The 16,994-nt window shown below is 57.7% G+C and carries 17 protein-coding genes; 7 read left to right on the top strand and 10 right to left on the bottom strand.

The window, feature by feature from the left end; genetic code table 11:
• Window positions 1-1,467 (bottom strand): CmpA/NrtA family ABC transporter substrate-binding protein, encoded by a 1,467-nt coding sequence (locus CLV83_RS22095; protein ID WP_132298051.1) that lies wholly within the window; start codon window positions 1,465-1,467, stop codon window positions 1-3.
• A gap of 319 nt (window positions 1,468-1,786) precedes the next feature.
• On the opposite strand from CLV83_RS22095, the gene CLV83_RS22090 reads away from it, so the two are divergent.
• The 3 genes from CLV83_RS22090 to CLV83_RS22080 all read left to right on the top strand — a co-directional run bounded on the left by CLV83_RS22090 (window position 1,787) and on the right by CLV83_RS22080 (window position 5,165).
• Window positions 1,787-3,667, top strand: a complete 1,881-nt coding sequence (locus tag CLV83_RS22090; RefSeq protein WP_132298049.1) for a sigma-54 interaction domain-containing protein — start codon at window positions 1,787-1,789, stop codon at window positions 3,665-3,667.
• A 367-nt stretch (window positions 3,668-4,034) separates the two neighbouring features.
• Window positions 4,035-4,862: a dienelactone hydrolase family protein gene (locus CLV83_RS22085; protein WP_132298047.1), complete on the top strand. Its 828-nt coding sequence runs from the start codon at window positions 4,035-4,037 to the stop codon at window positions 4,860-4,862.
• 84 nt (window positions 4,863-4,946) lie between these two features.
• Complete coding sequence (locus tag CLV83_RS22080) at window positions 4,947-5,165, top strand: hypothetical protein (RefSeq protein WP_207894990.1); 219 nt, start codon at window positions 4,947-4,949, stop codon at window positions 5,163-5,165.
• 96 nt (window positions 5,166-5,261) lie between these two features.
• Here the strand turns inward: CLV83_RS22080 and CLV83_RS22075 are convergent, their stop codons facing one another.
• Complete coding sequence (locus CLV83_RS22075; protein ID WP_132298045.1) at window positions 5,262-5,588, bottom strand: type 2 periplasmic-binding domain-containing protein; 327 nt, start codon at window positions 5,586-5,588, stop codon at window positions 5,262-5,264.
• Between the two features lie 171 nt (window positions 5,589-5,759).
• Here CLV83_RS22075 and CLV83_RS22070 point away from each other — a divergent pair, with 171 nt between their 5' ends.
• The 3 genes from CLV83_RS22070 (at window position 5,760) to pssA (ending at window position 8,326) form a co-directional block, all read left to right on the top strand.
• A complete protein-coding gene (locus CLV83_RS22070) occupies window positions 5,760-6,326 on the top strand; it encodes a protoglobin domain-containing protein (protein ID WP_132298043.1) in 567 nt (188 codons plus the stop codon).
• Window positions 6,327-6,481: 155 nt separating this feature from the next.
• A complete protein-coding gene (locus tag CLV83_RS22065) occupies window positions 6,482-7,471 on the top strand; it encodes a patatin-like phospholipase family protein (protein ID WP_132298041.1) in 990 nt (329 codons plus the stop codon).
• An 84-nt stretch (window positions 7,472-7,555) separates the two neighbouring features.
• Window positions 7,556-8,326: a CDP-diacylglycerol--serine O-phosphatidyltransferase gene (gene pssA, locus CLV83_RS22060; RefSeq protein WP_132298039.1), complete on the top strand. Its 771-nt coding sequence runs from the start codon at window positions 7,556-7,558 to the stop codon at window positions 8,324-8,326.
• A gap of 69 nt (window positions 8,327-8,395) precedes the next feature.
• Here pssA and CLV83_RS22055 read toward each other — a convergent pair whose 3' ends face one another.
• The 4 genes from CLV83_RS22055 to CLV83_RS22040 form a co-directional block, all read right to left on the bottom strand.
• A complete protein-coding gene (locus tag CLV83_RS22055; RefSeq protein WP_207894989.1) occupies window positions 8,396-9,661 on the bottom strand; it encodes an NAD(P)/FAD-dependent oxidoreductase in 1,266 nt (421 codons plus the stop codon).
• Window positions 9,662-9,677: 16 nt separating this feature from the next.
• A complete protein-coding gene (locus CLV83_RS22050; RefSeq protein WP_132298037.1) occupies window positions 9,678-10,409 on the bottom strand; it encodes an amino acid ABC transporter ATP-binding protein in 732 nt (243 codons plus the stop codon).
• The gene (locus tag CLV83_RS22045) at window positions 10,406-11,062 is read right to left on the bottom strand and encodes an amino acid ABC transporter permease (RefSeq protein ID WP_132298035.1); all 657 of its coding nucleotides are present in this window, start codon (window positions 11,060-11,062) and stop codon (window positions 10,406-10,408) included. The genes CLV83_RS22050 and CLV83_RS22045 overlap by 4 nt, the downstream gene beginning before the upstream one ends.
• Window positions 11,063-11,134: 72 nt before the next feature.
• Window positions 11,135-11,884, bottom strand: a complete 750-nt coding sequence (locus CLV83_RS22040) for a substrate-binding periplasmic protein (protein WP_132298033.1) — start codon at window positions 11,882-11,884, stop codon at window positions 11,135-11,137.
• A gap of 255 nt (window positions 11,885-12,139) precedes the next feature.
• On the opposite strand from CLV83_RS22040, the gene CLV83_RS22035 reads away from it, so the two are divergent.
• Window positions 12,140-12,760 (top strand): cupin domain-containing protein, encoded by a 621-nt coding sequence (locus tag CLV83_RS22035; protein WP_132298031.1) that lies wholly within the window; start codon window positions 12,140-12,142, stop codon window positions 12,758-12,760.
• 80 nt (window positions 12,761-12,840) lie between these two features.
• On the opposite strand, the gene CLV83_RS22030 is transcribed toward CLV83_RS22035, so the two are convergent.
• The 4 genes from CLV83_RS22030 to CLV83_RS22015 form a co-directional block, all read right to left on the bottom strand.
• A complete protein-coding gene (locus CLV83_RS22030; protein WP_132298029.1) occupies window positions 12,841-13,623 on the bottom strand; it encodes an ABC transporter permease in 783 nt (260 codons plus the stop codon).
• The gene (locus CLV83_RS22025) at window positions 13,620-14,519 is read right to left on the bottom strand and encodes an ABC transporter permease (RefSeq protein WP_243642489.1); all 900 of its coding nucleotides are present in this window, start codon (window positions 14,517-14,519) and stop codon (window positions 13,620-13,622) included. The genes CLV83_RS22030 and CLV83_RS22025 overlap by 4 nt, the downstream gene beginning before the upstream one ends.
• Window positions 14,520-14,585: 66 nt before the next feature.
• Window positions 14,586-15,635, bottom strand: a complete 1,050-nt coding sequence (locus tag CLV83_RS22020) for an ABC transporter substrate-binding protein (RefSeq protein ID WP_132298027.1) — start codon at window positions 15,633-15,635, stop codon at window positions 14,586-14,588.
• 38 nt (window positions 15,636-15,673) lie between these two features.
• On the bottom strand, window positions 15,674-16,993 hold the full coding sequence (locus CLV83_RS22015; RefSeq protein ID WP_132298025.1) for an NAD(P)/FAD-dependent oxidoreductase: 1,320 nt from the start codon (window positions 16,991-16,993) through the stop codon (window positions 15,674-15,676).
• Window position 16,994: the final 1 nt, after the last annotated feature.

Below are 16,994 nucleotides of genomic sequence, written 5' to 3'. Positions count from 1 at the left end.
TTAACTCCGCTTGATGGCGAAACTGTTGATGTACGCTTCGGGCTGGGTGTAATCGAACTCCTTGCCCATGATCATGTAGTTCTCATAGGTGCTGGAGGGCGGCTGGTAACCCAGATCCTTCATAACCTGGCTGGTATCGGAGGCCAGGTAGACCTGCTCGGCGATACCGCGGTAATCCACCTCGCCATTGATATAGCCCCAGCGCTTCATCTGGGTGAGGATCCATACCGCCATGGAGTGCCAGGGGAAAGGATCGAAGTCGATGCGGCCGGGCACGTCCTGCACCTTGGCTTCCAGGCCATCCACATAGCGCCCGGTGAGTACCTGCTGCACCACCACTTCCGGTTGGTTCAGGTAGTTGGTCGGTGAGATCGCCTTGGCGATTTCGGCCCGGTTTTCCGGCTTGGATGAATAGTGGGTCGCATCGACGATCGACTTGAACAGTGCCGCGTAGGTGTTGGGCATCTCGGTGGCGAACTTCTGGCTGCAGGCGAAGGCGCAGCAGGGGTGGCCCTCCCAGATATCCTTGGTCAGCATGTGAATAAAACCGACCTTTTCATACACGGCGCGCTGGTTGAACGGATCGGGGGAGAGATAGCCATCCAGGTTGCCGGCGCGCAGGTTGGCCACCATCTCCGGCGGCGGCACCACGCGGATCTGGATATCCTGGTCGGGGTCGATGCCGTGTTCCGCCACGTAGTAGCGCAGCAGGAAGTTGTGCATGGAGTATTCGAACGGGACACCGAACTTGAATCCCTTCCACTGCTTGGGATCGCGTTTGTCCTTGTGCTTGTTGTGCAGCACGATCGCCTGGCCATTGATGTTTTCCACCGCAGGCATGATGTACGGCGTGGCGCTGGAGCCCGCGCCCATGGTCATCGCCAGCGGCATCGGAGTCAGCATGTGTGAGGCGTCATACTCGCCGTTCAGTGACTTGTCGCGGGCCACGGCCCAGCCGGCGGTTTTGATCACCTCCACATCCAGGCCGTACTTGGCGTAGAAGCCCATGGGCTCTGCCATGATGATCGGAGTCGCGCAGGTGATCGGTACAAATCCCACCTTGAGCTTGGTTTTCTCCAGCGGCCCCATCGATTCCTTCACCGCCGCCTTGACCTTGTCCAGGGGCAGTACGCTGCCCAGTGCTGCGGCCAGGGTGCCGCCGCCCACCATGCGGATGAAGTTACGCCGGCTCGGGTCATGGTGGCCAAATACGCCGCGTACGATGGCGCTCTCCACCACCCGATCCATCATGTCGTCGCTGGAGTCGAACTGGTTGTTATCGGTCGGCGTCTCGGCAGAGTGGGAGTGACCTTTTTCCGCCTGCCTCTCCATCAGGATCTGTCGCTCCCGGTCGGAAAGGCCCTGAGCGGATTTGGCTTCTGCGCTGCAAAGCTCGCAGGTGCAGCTGTTGGAGTGGGTCAGGCTGTTGGACGCGTCAAACGGATTCGCCAGGCTCTTGGTCGTCATGAACGTGCTTCCTCTCGTTGTGAAGTTGGGCTCTGGTTCTAAATGGTGCGCTCGCCAGAAAACAGGGCAGCTTCCATCACCTGCCTCCGGCCAGGTTTTCCTTGCTGTCCCTGCTAACGCAAGTCCGATGCCAAACGGTCTTTTTGTATTTAAGTATTTGAATTTGAGTGTTTATTTTCTTAAAGGCTGCGATGGGGTAGATAACGAGATCTCGTTAACTACGAAATCTCGTCAGGTGTTTTTACGAAATATCGTAAGCTGGCGCGGAACTTGAACCAGGGAAAAGAACGGGTCTCTGCACGGTTTCAGGGAGGAAGGTATGTTCGATCGACACTTCGATGTTTCGGCCACCGCACAACTGGTAGTGGATGCGGTCGGTGATGCCGTTGTATGCGCCAACCAGCAGTGCTGTCAGTTGCTTGAACGCAGCCAGAAGCAGGTTCTGGCCATGCCGGTCAGTGCGCTTTTTGGTAAGAGCTTTCCTGAGCTGATCATTTTTACCCAGGAGCTGCTGGATAAAGGGCAGGGATGGACCGACCGGTTGAGTATCGAGATCCACGCGGAGCCTGTGCGTCAGGAGATTTCCGGTCGCTGTGTGAGGGCCGGTGATCAACATCACCTTTATCTGAGTCTGCAGCCGGCGGATGCGCTGCGGGCATTGCGCGACCGCTCTGATGCGAGCCGCCATCACAGCCATGGGCTGGGTCACTGGAACCGGGTGGCGCGGGTGTTCCAGGAGTTTGAGCGTGAGAACCAGCTGCTGCTTGATGCGGCCGGCGAGGGGATCTACGGGGTCGATACCGAGGGACTCACCACCTTCGTAAACCCGGCGGCTCAGGAGATCCTTGGTTATACCGCTGCCGAATTGGCGGGGAAGAATATGCATTCCACCGTGCATCACTCTCACGCGGATGGCTCCAATTTCAATGCTCGGCGCTGCCCGATTTTTGCTGCCTTCCGTGACGGTGAGGTACATAGCGTTGAAGACGATGTGTTCTGGAGCAAGGATGGCCGGCCAATCGATGTGGAGTACACCAGTACGCCGATTAAGGAAAACGGCCAGATAGTCGGCGCTGTGGTGGTGTTTCGCGATGTTTCGCAGAAAAAGGCGGACCGACGCCGATTGCTGGAGGTGCTGGAAGAGGTGCAGGCGTTGAAGCACCGGCTGGAGCTGGAAAACGCCTATCTGCAGGAGGAGCTCAACTCGGAGTTCAATCACCATCAGCTGATCGGCAGCAGCCACGCCATCCAGAACACCTTCCACCAGATACAGATGGTGGCGCCGACTGACTCGACGGTCCTGATTCATGGCGAGTCGGGCACCGGTAAGGAGCTGATTGCCCGGGCGATTCATGAGATGAGTGATCGTGCCGGTCGCTCGCTGATCAGGGTGAACTGCGCCGCCGTCCCCGAGGATCTATTCGAGAGCGAATTTTTCGGTCACGCCAAGGGCGCTTTTACCGGCGCTATTCAGGATCGCATCGGCCGCTTTGAACTGGCCGATGGCGGTACCCTGTTTCTCGACGAGGTTGGTGAGATTCCGCTGCATCAGCAGGGCAAGCTGCTGCGGGTGTTGCAGGAGCAGCAGTTTGAGCGCGTCGGCGAGGCAAAAACACGCCAGGTGGATGTACGCATTATCAGCGCCACCAACCGCAATCTTCGTCAATTGGTGGCCGATGGCCTGTTTCGTGAAGATCTATATTTCCGTTTGAACGTATTTCCCATTGAGTCTGAGCCTTTGCGGCGGCGTAAACAGGATATTCCTCAGCTGGCGCTGCACTTTCTGCGGCGTACCGAGCAGCGCGCGAACAAGGCCGGCCTACAGATCTCGAATGCGGGGATGGAGGCGCTGCAAGGTTATGACTGGCCCGGCAATATTCGCGAACTCGAAAATGTGATCGAGCGCCAGGTGATTCTGGCGAAAGGGGATCTGCTGCACTTCAGGGAGCTGCAGGAGGTCCTGCCGGAGGAGGGTGGCAGTAGTGCCTCTGGTCAGGAGGTGCTGCCGGCACGACTGATGGCCCAGCAGGAGAGAGAGAACATGATCAAGGCGCTGACATGCTGTGGTGGCAAGGTGTCCGGACAGGATGGCGCCGCCATGTTGTTGGGCCTCAAACCCACGACGCTGGCGTCTCGTTTGAAGAAGCAGGGTATAGACCCGAGGCGCTTCAAGGGCGGCTCGATGGGCCTTCCGGCCTGAGGCAGAGGGCGATGCCGATGGAACTCGAGGTAGGGTTGGGGTCTATCTAGGGAAACTATGAACAAGTTCATGGCATCTCAGGCTTACAGGCTGGATCACTATCAAGGCGGACTTTTGCCGGCGTAGTGGTGCTACGGAAAAAAAGTCCAACACAGAGAGTGGGCCAGCCTGCAAGCCCCGAAGGGCGCGGCATGAAGCCCCCATCTACGGCGTTGAGCTTTTTGCCAAGGGCTACGGCCATTGGCTGCAAAGCTCGCCTTGTACTTGGGCACTTCATGCCACGCTGAGACGCTATAGACTTAATCATAGCTTCCCTGGTTCTCAGTGTTGAAAATTTGAGCACGGTCTTGGCTAAAGGAGAGAGAAGATGTGCGATATCACCGGTTGTGGACAAAAACATTCAGACAAACCTCTACCTACGGCGCCGCTTGAGCAGCGTCGTGCCTTTCTGAAAGGGATGGCGGCACTGCCACTGGCGGTGGTGCTGGCCGATAGCCAGTTGGCACAGGCCGCGGGTGAGCGCATGGAAAAGGTGTCGCTGGCGCTGCCGGGCGGGCAGACAGCGAACGCTTATCTGGCACTGCCTGAAGGTGTCGACAAGGCGCCCACCGTGCTGCTTATCCATGAATGGTGGGGCCTTAACGATCAGATCAAAGCGGTGGCAGCGGAGCTGGCTCAGCTTGGTTTTGCTGCACTGGCGGTGGATTTATATAACGGCGAGTATGGCAGCACGCCCGAGGAGGCGAACGCACTGCGTATGGCTCTGGATTCAGAGGTGGCGACGCAGACGCTGGTGGGTTGGATCGATTGGCTTAAGCAGCACCCCAACAGTACCGGCAAGGTGGCAACCCTGGGCTGGTGCTTTGGCGGCGGCTGGTCGTTGAATGCCTCTTTGGCCACGCCGGTGGATGCCACGGTGATTTACTACGGTAGCGTTGCTAAAACTGCCGAGGAGTTGGCACCGCTGGAAAGCCCGGTACTGGGTCATTTCGGCACCCTGGACAACAATATCAATGAAGAGATGGTGGGCGGCTTCGAGAAAGCGATGGCCGAGGCGGGTAAAACCGATCTTGAGGTGAACTGGTACGTGGCCGATCACGCCTTTGCCAACCCCACCGGCTCCCGCTATGACGAGGAGGATGCGGCGTTGGCGTGGAGCCGGACGGTGACCTTCCTGCATAAAAAACTGGGATAAAACGGGCGGGGTTCTGGATGGAACCGGAACCCGGCTTTAGGTGTCTGTTAGTTACCCCTTAGCTTATATACGCGGAGTCCGACGGTGTTTATTCGGGTGGCCGTAGCCATTCTTGCTTGTCTTTTAACTCTCTGGGCGATTCAGTCCTTCGCCAAGCCGGCTCCCTGGTATCTTTGGGAAAGCCGGGTCGATGGTCATCGGCTTTGTCGTCAGTTTGATCCTGGTGATGGCTGGTCACGGGTGGGTGGTCCCTATAAAGACGCCCAGTGTCGCATCGCCACATTGGAACCCAAAGGTCGATAGCCTGATCGATCATAGCGGCTGCGCTTTCGGCTTTAGGAGGCCTGGCGCAGCGACCATAAGGCGTAAATCAGCGAGCTTTTGAGTTTTTTCGCGCAATCAGGCCTGTTTCATAAGGCTTTTGTGCGGTTTCAAGATCCAGAATCCGCAACTTTCCGCCAGTGGTCTGTTATCGAACACAATGATCGTTACCATGCCAATGCCAACCCCAGTAACCATGCTGACAAACACTTCATTCCCGGCAATTTGAGCGTAAATCTTCGGTTTGATACCGCGTTCGCTGAGCCAACGGTTGATTCGGCCGCGTGCAATCTTGCTTTCAGACAGTAGCAGCGGTATTTCCCGCCACTGGCTTTGCGAGAGATAGGCTATTTTGGGAATCGGCGACTCGGTACAGCAGTTTTGTGTCGACTTAACGACTAACATGCGTGCCAGATGTATTAATTGGGTAATCCTTGAGCCTGATCAATAGTTTGCTTCGGTATATCCTTTCTATCGCCTTTGGCGCAGGGAAGGCGCGTGAGAAAATGGCGTTCTTTTCTTCGATATGGTGTCCGCCATATCCGATCGTACTCTCGTTCGTAAACAGGTGTATCAATGAGCCAGATGGATTTCGCCAAGCTAAGTCAGCATGGAAAGCAATATTCGGGATTCGATAGTGATGACGAAGCGCTACTGCTTGCAGAGGGCGCAAAGCTTCTGCCTTACCTGCCAGAAGTCACCGATAAGTTCTATGCGGAGCTGGGCCAGATTCCCGCAGCCCAACCCTTTCTGGAGGGGCGGATATCGGCACTCAAAGCGACCCATAACGCCTGGCTGGATAGCGTGTTTTCCGGTCCCTACGACGAGGATTTCGCTTCATACATGCACCATGTCGGCGACGTTCACGTGAAGGTCAGCCTGCCAGTGGAATTCATGGCCAGTGGTACGCTGCTGATTCAGAAACACCTGATTCCAATAATCGCCAAACTCTATGCTGACGATCCCGAACTGATGGGACGGATGGTGAAAGCGGTCAGTGCCGTTACCGGTTTCTGCCTGATTATTATGCAGGAGTCCTATCAGACCTCGTTGCTGGCGAAGGAGCTGGAAAAGTTTATGGCGATCACCGGTATCAGCCGGGCGCTGTTCAATAACCTCGCCGCAGCTTACAAAGATAGCTGACTGCCAGCCTGGCGCAGAGTCGCGCCAACTTAGTTTCGTAGACGTCACTCAGGAACCCGCCCGCATAAATCGGGCGGTCGTCCAATTTCTTTCATTTGACTCCTCGCTTTTTATAGCGCAATTTTTGTGCAGTGCACAAAATTGGAGATCCAGGGATGAAAGATCGAATACGGCTCAATCTGGCGCTTCAGGGAGGCGGTGCCCATGGTGCGTTTACCTGGGGGGTGCTCGATCGCCTGCTGGAGGAGCCCTGGTTCGAGATAGAGGGTGTCAGCGGGACCAGTGCCGGTGCCATGAACGCCCTGATGCTGGCCGAGGGCTGGCGCAAGAGCCGGGCAGAAGGGGCTCGAGAGCAGCTGGCGCTGTTCTGGGAAGAGCTGATGCAGCCGGTGAACCTTTCCACCAATGCACTTGGCGATACCGTCGGCTGGCTCTGGCAAAGCATCAGTTCACATCTTTCTCCCTATGACCTCAACCCTTTCGATATCAACCCCCTGCGGGACCTGTTGGAAGAGTGTGTCGATTTCGAGGCGCTGAGGCGGGCATCGCCTTTCAAGCTCTATATAGCAGCCACGGCGATCGAAAACGGCAAACTGAAACTGTTCCGGGAGAGTGAACTGAAGGTTGAGCACCTGCTCGCGTCCGCCTGTCTTCCGCGGCTGCATCAGGCGGTGGAAATTGAGGGTCGGTATTACTGGGACGGCGGCTTTGCCGGAAATCCGGTGCTCTACCCCTTGCTGATGGAGGGCAAAAGCCTGGATCTGCTGATGGTACTGCTGCAGCCGATGGAGCGCGCCAGTCTGCCCACATCGTCCCAGGCGATAGCAGACCGGGTGGCTGAACTGGGTTTTCAAACCGCCTTCATGCGCGAGATGCGTGCCGTGGTGTTGATGCAGCAAAGGCTCAAGCGCAGGCCCTGGCTGCTGGGCAGTTTGGAGCGCCGCTTCCGCCATCTCCGTTTCCACCTGGTTGGACCGGATGAAACTCTCGCCTCTCTGCACCGGTCTACCAAGTACGACACCAGCCGTACCTTTCTTTATGAGCTGCGAGACCGGGGGCGGGATCAGGCCAGCAGGTTTATCTCGCTGCACGGGAATAAACTGGGCAAGCGAACCAGCTGTGTTCTGCAACGCAATTTTCTCTGACATCACCCCCCCTTGCCGGCTGGGCGGCGCGCCGGGTGTCGAGTAGAATGTCGGCCATCAAGTGCCTTTAAGAGACGGAGACCTATGACTGACTCGAGTGATCCGCAGCCGCAGAACGAATCGGCTGAGAACGGACAGGAGGGGCGCAAACCCCGCGGCATCTATCTGCTGCCCAATCTGTTTACCACCGGTGCCCTGTTTGCCGGTTTTTATGCTGTGATAGCGGGAATGAGTGGGCGTTTCGAAGCCGCTGCCGTGGCGATCTTCCTGGCGATGGTGTTCGACGGCCTGGATGGGCGTGTGGCCAGGATGACGGGAACGCAGAGCAAGTTTGGTGCTGAATACGACTCCCTGTCTGATATGGTGTCTTTCGGTATTGCACCGGCGCTGGTGTCTTTCACCTGGGTGCTGAGTGACCTGGGCAAGATTGGCTGGGTGGCTGCTTTTATCTACTGCGCTGGCGGCGCGCTGCGCCTAGCGCGTTTCAATACGCAGATCGGCTCCATCGACAAGCGTTACTTTATGGGTCTGCCCAGTCCGGCCGCTGCGGCTGCTATCGCGGGTCTGATCTGGTTCTGCACCATCAACGAGTTTGATCCGAGTGGCTGGGCCTATGGCTTTGCGCTGTATGTGGCGCTCTCCGGCGTGCTGATGGTCAGCAACATTCTTTACTACAGCTTCAAGGACGTGGATTTCAAAGGCCGAATCCACTTCCTCAAACTGGCTGCCATCGTTCTGGTGGTTGCCGTGATCGCGACTAACCCGGCACTGTTCCTCTGGGTGCTGTTTCTGCTGTATGCGATCTCCGGTCCGCTGCTCTGGCTCTGGCGCCGCCGGCCACGTTCAGCGAAGTAAAAGATCCTGCAAAACGCCCCGACCTGTTCGGGGCGTTTTTGTTTGCGTGCGACAGTGGATGGGGGAGGTTTAGTTCTCCAGCTGGTCGCGCAGGCGGTAATACCAGATCGCCAGCGTGGCATAGAAGGGATGGCAGGCATGCAGCGGGAGCGGTTTCATTTTGCTGAAGGGAAGAGGTAGCTCCACACGGGAATCAAGCAGGTGCTCGCCAATAGCCCTGCCCAGAGAGCAGCCCATGGCGACACCGCGACCGTTAAAGCCCAGAGCGACGGTCAGACCGGGTATCGGCTGATGGATATGGGGCAGGTGTTCCCGGTTCATTGCTACCCGGCCTGACCAGGCGTAGTCGATCTTGAGGTCTGGGAATTGCGGGAACAGCATGCGGCGATCGGAGATCATCTTGCTGTAGTCATTCAAGCTGCGGGGTTCGCTGAATGTGCCGCGCCCACCGATCATCAGCCGGTTATCCGGGCTGATGCGAAAATAGTTGGCCAGGCGACGGGTATCGGAAACCACCGCCCGGGTGGGAAGAATTTCGTTCAGTTGCGCTTCGGTAAGTGGCTCGCTGGCGATCTGGAAACTGCTGGCTGGTACGATGGTGGCGCTTAGTTTGGGCAGCAGGCTGCCGGAATAACCGTTGGTGGCGATCACCACCTGTTCCGCTCTGATCAGGGCGCCGGCAGAGGTTTTTACCTCCCAGCTATCGCCTGTGCGTTTCAGGCTGGTCGCTTTGCTCTGGCTGCTGATGGTGACGCAGGCATCAGCGGCAGTGCGTGCCAGGCCACGTACGAAATTGAGCGGGTGCAGACTGCCGGCACGATAATCGATCCAGCCACCGACAAAGCAGGGGCTACCGGTGAGCTGCTGCATCCGCGCCGCATCGAGCCACTCGTTTTTGCAGCCCCGGGCCTGCCACTGCAGCATTCTGCGTTTCAGGCCGGGCAGATGATCCTGTTTCACCGTGGGCTGGATCCAGCCTTTGCGGACCGGACTGCACTCTATCCGGTATTTGTCGATCAGATCGAACACGGTGTCCGCGGCCCGGCCGATAAAGTCGGTGGTGGCCTCGCCGAACATCTGATCGACCTGATCCGGGTCGTATTTCAATCCTGGAATGACCTGGCCGCCATTACGCCCGCTGGCGCCGAAGCCGGGCTCGACGCTGTCGATAACAATCGTCCTGGCGCCGCCCTCGGCCAGTCTGAGTGCTGTGGTCAGTCCGGTAAAACCGGCGCCGATCACCACAACATCTGCTCGCTGAGACCCTGTCAGGGCCGGGTAGCTTTCGGCTGGGCGAGCGGTCGCCGTCCATAGCGATTGGGTCAGGTCGGTCATAGCCTTGCTTTTGCCCCTATACCGGGTGAGTCACGCGGCGCAGGAAGTCCTGGGTGCGTTCGTGCTGCGGGTTGGTCAGTACCTCGCGGGCCTGCCCCTGTTCGACAATCTTGCCGCCGTCGAGAAACAGGACGCTATCGGCTACTTCGCGGGCGAACTGGATCTCGTGAGTCACCACGATCATCGTCATGTGCTCTTCCGCCAGCGAACGCATCACCTGCAGCACCTCGCCAACCATCTCCGGGTCCAGCGCCGAGGTGGGTTCATCGAACAGAATCGCCTCGGGTTTCATGGCCAGAGCCCGGGCTATGGCGACCCGCTGCTGCTGACCGCCGGAGAGGGCCGACGGATAGAAATCCATTTTTTCGCTCAGCCCTACACGGGTCAGCAGTTCCTCGGCGTGTTTGCGGGCGCTGGCCTTGTTCTCCTTGAGAACATGCACCGGGCCTTCCATCACGTTCTCCAGAGCTGTCATATGCGGGAACAGGTTAAAGCGCTGAAACACCATGGAAACGCGGGTACGCAGGCTGTGGATCGATTTCGCTTCAGCATCGACGCGGTCGTTATCGATCAGAATATCGCCCTTTTGATACTCCTCAAGACCGTTAACGCAGCGCAGTAGTGTGGATTTGCCGGAACCGGATGGGCCGATCAGGCAGACCACCTGACCCTTGCCTACCTCGGCGTTGATACCCTTGAGCACTTCGTGATCGCCGTAGGCTTTATGGACGTTGTTAAAACTGATCATCGTGAGCGCCTCAACATTTTTTCGATCCGCCCCATGCCCAGGTTAAGCGGGATGGTCAGGCAGAGGTAGAGCAGAGCGACTAGGGTGAAAACGGTCATATTGTCGAAGGTCGAAGAGGCCAGCATCTTGCCCTGCATGGTCAGCTCCGCCACGGAGATCACCGATACCTGGGAGGAGTCCTTCAGTAGCATTACCGAGTTGTTGGCGTAAGGAGGCATAACGATCTTGAACGCCTGTGGCAGCACGATGCGGCGCATCATCATCGGACGTTTCATGCCGATTGACTTGGCGGCTTCAAGCTGACCTTTGTCGACCGCTTCGATACCGGCGCGGAAGGTTTCGCCGATGTAGCAGGAGTAGGTCAGCGCCAGGCCGATCACGCCGGCCTGAAAGGCGGTGAGGTCGACGCCAAGCTCGGGCATCACAAAGTAGATATAGAAGAGCACGACCAGAATCGGAATCCCGCGCACCAGCTCGACAAATACGCGTGTCGGTCCCGATAGCCAGGGCACGCCGGAGGTGCGCAGCAGTGCCCAGAGCAGACCCAGGGCGGTGGCAAGCACCAGTGATAGTACGGTCACGGCCACGGTCAGCCACAGACCGCTTAGCAGCAGAGGCAGATACTCTGCCGACCGGGTAAAAAAGTCAGTCATAGGGTTCACATTATCGGTGTTGGGCTGAGCATCGGGCCGGCAGTGTCCGGCCCGGAGAGATGGCGGGCTCGATCAGAGGCCGTATTTGGCGAAGATTTCCTGCAGTTCGCCGCTGCTTTTCATCTCCGCAATCGCTTGGTTCACACGGGCGAGAAGCTCAGGGTTGTCCTTGGAGATCGCCAGGGCCAGCGGGCTTTCTTTGTCGGCCTGGTAGGTGCCAACCATGCGTACGCCCAGGCCCGGGTTCTGTTCGATCTGGTAGGCGATGATCGGTTTGTCACCAAAGCCTGCCTTGATGCGGCCCAGTTTTACATCACGCATGATGTCCGGCAGGGAGTCATAGAGCTTGATCTCCTTGAAGATGCCACGTTCTCTCAAAGCATCGGCGAAGGTGGTACCTACCTGAGCACCGACGACTTCGCCCGCCAGATCATCGATGGTGTACGGTGTTTCATCATCAGCGGCTACGAACATGGCGTCGCCGTAGGCGTAAACCACATCGGAGAAGTCGACGATTTCAGCGCGTTTCTCGGTGGCGAACATGCCTGCGGAGATCATATCGATACGGCCGGTTTTCAGGGCCGGGATCAGGGCGGAGAAAGCGGTGATCTGGAAGTTAACGCTGTCACCGGTTTTGGCGGCGATCGCCTCGGCCAGGTCAACCATGGCACCGGTAGGTTCCTGAGTCTGAGTATCAACAAAGGTAAACGGGATACCGGTGGTGGTTACACCTACGTCCAGTTCATCGGCGGAAGAGGTGGTGCTCGCCAGACCGATGGCAAGAGAGAGTGCGCAGATACTTAAGCGGTTTTTCAATGACATGAAATAACTCCTTTTGGTAAGTCTGATTACCCACTTCACAGGCCGCTGGCGTCCCGTTCTGAGGCGAGCATGTTTTTTCAATATAATGAAAATTGTTGTCACGGCAAGGTGGTTTTTTCACTTTAATGGTTTGAATGTTGGTTAACTATCGTCGTTAGGTTTCATTGATTTGAAACTAACCGGGTATTTTTCGGTATGAGTAGAGTTTGATATTCGTTAACCTATGCTCAATAACAGCTGATAATATTCATATATATGAAAAATAAACGTCCCCAAGCCCCTTCCGTCGACGCCTCCGCGACGACAACGAGTACAGACGCCGATGTGGCGCTGGGCAGCGCGATACGCAGCGCCCGTATCGAGCGCCGACTGTCATTGAGTTCTGTTGCCGCGAACACCGGCATATCGGTAGGGTTGCTAAGCCAGATTGAGCGCGGGATCTCCTCGCCATCGGTTCGTGTCCTGCGTGGTATTTGCAAAGAGTTGGATGTCCCTCTGGATTATCTGATTGAAGCCAGTGATCGGCGTCAGGATGAAACCGGCCGGATCATCCGCAAGAGCGACAGGCGGGTGGTTAACTTCGGCAGTAAAAAGATGCTGAAGGAGTTTCTGACCACGTCGGAGACCTGTGAGCTGCAGCTGATGGAGATCTGGCTGGAGCCGGGTGGAGGTTCCGGAGAGCAGCCGTACACTCATGAGGGTGAAGAGTGCGGTGTCGTACTTGAAGGCCGCATGGAGCTCTATGTGGACGGTGAGCGATATCTGTTGGGTGAAGGAGATTCTTTTCAGTTTGATAGCACGCTGCCGCACAAATTCCAGAACCTTGCCGAGACGCCGACCCGAATTCTCTGGGTAACGACCCCAGCGGTCTGGTAGCCACCGTCGAACAGCGGAAACGATAAAACGAGCGGCCTTGAGCCGCTCGTTTTGTTTCTGCCATTCTTTCGGCCGCGTATTCAGGTGCGCTTCCGGCTCATAGTAATCAGCAGGACCAGGGCGAAGGAGGCCGCGGTGAGCAGCGTACTGATCGATGCGATCGTCGGGTCGATCTCGTCGCGCAGCGCGGTGAACATCCGCTTGGTGATGGTCTGGTTTTCACCACCGGAGATAAACAGCGCCACCATGGTTTCATCCAGCGCCTGGATAAAGGCGAAGACTGCACCGGTGACCACGCTGGGTTTTATCTGCGGCAGGGTGACGGTCATGAAGGCGCGGAAGCGGTTCATGCCGAGGCTGCGGGCCACCATCTCTTGTGTCTTATCAAAGCCGTACAGCCCGGCGATAACGGAAGTGATCACGTAGGGCATCGCCAGCATCACGTTGGCCAGAATCAGGCCCGGCATGGTCGCCAGCAGTCCGGTCAGCGCGTAGATGAAGAATACCCCGGCCGCGACGATGATGATCGGCACGATCAGCGGCAGCAGCAGGATCAGTTTCACATAACGGACGGTCCAGTGATCGCAGTTATGGATGGCGTAGGCCGCTGCCACACCCAGCGGTGTGGCGATAACGGCAGTGGAGATCGCCAGCGTAATACTGGTGCCCGCCGCCGACATCCAGGCCAGGCTGTCGAAGAAGCTTTCGTACCAGCGCAGCGAGTATCCCGGTGGCGGGAAGCTCATAAAGCGGCTGTCAGAGAAAGACATGGGGACGACGATCAGGATCGGCAGGATAAGGTAGACCAGTACTGCCAGGACCACCGCCACAAAGACGATTTTTGTCAGATTGATGCTCTTCATTTGCTACCCAGTATCTTCTCAAGTGGTACAAAGCGGCTGACGATGTTGAAGATCAGAACAACACAGACCAGCAGCACGACACTGACAGCACTGGCGGCGCCCCAGTCGCTGTAAAGCTGAATGTTTCGGCTCACCAGCATGGAGGCCATGACGGTACGACCACCGCCCATCAGTTCGGGGGTGATGTAGAAGCCGAGGCAGAGCACGAACACCAGGGTAGAGCCGGCAATCACGCCGCTCATCGACATGGGGAAAAACACGCGCCAGAACACCATGAACGGGGAAGCGCCCAGGCTTGAACCGGCCATCAGCAGATCGTTGGGGATTTTCTGCATGGTGGAGTAGAGCGGCAGCACCATAAACGGCAGCAGGATATGCACGGTGGCGATGATGGTGCCGAGTTCGTTATGAACCAGTGACAGCGGTGAGTCGGTCAGGCCGATGCCCATCAGCGTGTCGTTCACCACGCCGGAACGCTGCAGCAGTACCAGCCAGGCATAGGCACGGACCAGAATGCTGGTCCAGAACGGAACGATGACCAGTGCCAGCACGACCATGGACCAGCGGCGTGGCAGGCGGGTGATGGCGTAGGCGACTGGGTAACCCAGCAGCAGGGCTGCGATGGTCACGATAATGCTGATCTTGAAGGTCAGCGCAAAGGTTTTCCAGTAGATGCCCTCGGTGAATATCCGCGCGTAATGTTCGAGCGTGAACCCGTCGGAATAGAATGATTGCAGAAACAACCATCCCAGGGGCACTACCAGTAGCAGTGTTACTACGGCCAGTGCCGGCGAGAGCAGCATCTGCATGGTCCGCTGCTCACGCTTGAGCAGTTTGACCGATGGGTCGACCGCTGCGGTCGGTGACTCCGTCGAAGGTATGGTTAGCGTAGACACGGAAATCTCCTGTACATCTGTGACGGAAAGGGGCCAGCCACTGGCTGGCCCGGCACACAGGCGGGTTTACTGTTGCATGAACTCCAGCCAGCGGCGCTCCGCTGCTTCACCCTTCTCGGAAGCCCACCATTCGTAAGACATCATCGCCTGCTTGTTAGCGTTTTCCGGGTAGCTCGGCAGTGTCTTGGCAATCTCTTCAGAGATCTTGCCGGTATCGAATGCAGCCGGGTTACCGGGACCGTAATCGATATGCAGTGGCAGGTTGGCCTGCAGGTCCGGAGAGATTGCAGCGTTGAGGAATTTCACCGCGGCTTCCGGGTTTGGGGAATCCTTGATCATGCACAGATGGGTGCTCTGCAGGATGCCCTGGTCGTAGCTCATGCCTGCGTTAGCGCCGGCCTCGACCGCCGCGCTGACACGGCCGTTCCACATCATCAGCATGTCCACTTCACCATCGAACAGCAGCTGAGCGGACTGGCCACCGGAGGTCCACCAGGTGGTTATGTGGGGTTTGATCTCTTCAAGCTTGGCGAAAGCGCGATCCACATCCAGCGGATAGAGCTCATCCTGGGCTACGCCATCGGCCAGCAGGGCTGCTTCCAGGGTAGCGAGGGGGTGGTTACGCAGGGCGCGTTTACCCGGGAAATTTTCCACATCCCAAAAATCGACCCAGTTGCTGGGAACCTTTTCCAGGTTGTCCTTGTTGTAGGCCAGCACGCTGGAATAGAACTCGTAAGCTACGGAGTAAGGTGTCTTGTAGGCATCGGGCATGCTGGATGCGTTCGGTACCTTGGCGTAATCGATCTCTTCGATCAGGCCCTGCTGTCCACCGCGGACACAGTTCAGCGGCGGAGTATCAACCACATCCCATACCGCCTGACCGGTGGTGCCCTGGGTTTTGATCATCGGCCAGGCATCCGGTGCGCTGTCCTGCATGATCTCGATGCCGTACTGCTCGGTGATTGGATCAAGAATGGCTACCGTCTGGGCATCCTGCCAGGCGCCGCCCTGGGAGACGAAGGTCACCTTGTCTTCTGCGCTGGCGTTGGTGCCGAGCAGCGCAGCGGAGAGGAAGGTGCAGCCCATCAGTTGGTATAAGCGATTTCTGTACTTCATCGTGTGGTTCTCCAAAATTCAGGTGAAAGACAGCGTCTTCAGCGCCCTATGGCATCGAGGAACTGATACCAGCCGGCAACCATGCGGACGCCAACTTCACGGAACGCGTAGAAAGGTACAGCGTTGAATCGTTGTGCATTGAGCAGGGCGACGTTGGGTGTCTCGCCCAGAGCGAACTGCCCGGCCAGGCTGCCGAGCAGCGTAGATTGAGCGACCCCGGCGCCGTTAAAGCCAGCGGCCACGCAGGTACGTTCATCGAGGCGGCCCACGTGGGGCAGGGCATCCAGCGTCATCGCGACGTGCCCGGACCACTGGTAGTCCACCTTGATCCCTTCGAGCGCCGGGAAGATCTCGGTCATCGCCTTGTACAGGCCATCGAAAGCGGACTGGGAATCCTCTTTACCGAATGCGCCGCGGCCGCCAAACATGAAGCGGCCCTCGGCCTTGCGGAACCAGCGCATCATGCGGCGGGTTTCCACGTAGCTGCGCTCGTTTGAAAGCAGCTTCGCCTGCAGCTCGTCGTTAAGCACCTCGGTGGCGATCATGGAACTGCGGAACGGGATGGTACGTTTACGGATGTAGTCGGTGCAGGGGAACAGATCGGAGTAGGCGTTGGTGGCCAGAATGATCTGTTTCGCCTTCACACTGGCGCCGGATGCGGTGGTGACCCTGACGCCATCGTTTTCGTAGCTGATCGAGGCCACGGGGCTGCATTCATGCACCACCTGGCCGAATCGGTTGTTGATGCCGTGCGCCAGGCCGCGCACGTAGTTCAGCGGATGCACAGTGCCTACGTTCAGGCCCAGGATGCCGCCGACAAAACTTTCAGTGCCGGTTTCCTCGGCCACCTGTTCGCGGCTGAGCACGCTCAGGCTCTCATCCTTGAGCTCACGTTTGATCCACTCGACTTCGTCCACCGCATGCTGCAGTGAGTGCGCGTTGTGCGCGCACTTGAGGTTGCCGCTGCGGCGGAATTTGGCATCGGTAAGCTGATACGCGTTGACCATCTCCTCGACCTTGTCGACCGCGCTATGCGCCAGCTGGTGCATGCGTTTGGCGGTATCCAGGTCGAAGGCCTTGGCCATCTCCGGAAAACTCATGCGGTACTTGGCGGTGACGACACCACCGTTACGTCCGCTTCCGCCCCATCCGATGGGATTGGCTTCCAGCAGGATCGGCTTCATGCCCGCCTTGGCGAGTTCGTGAGCCGCAGACAATCCGGTAAAGCCGCCGCCGATGATAACTACATCAGCGCTGCTATCCTCTTCGCTTGCCCCGTCGAAAACAGGGAAGCTGTCCTTGAAGGCCGATGTGGCCTGCCAGAGAGAGTCAACTGGAGCTGAGGTCAACGCGTTCATC

It is taken from the genome of Marinobacterium mangrovicola, from assembly GCF_004339595.1.
Classification (GTDB): Bacteria; Pseudomonadota; Gammaproteobacteria; order Pseudomonadales; family Balneatricaceae; genus Marinobacterium_D; species Marinobacterium_D mangrovicola.
This window is presented reverse-complemented; position numbering and strand designations above follow the sequence as displayed.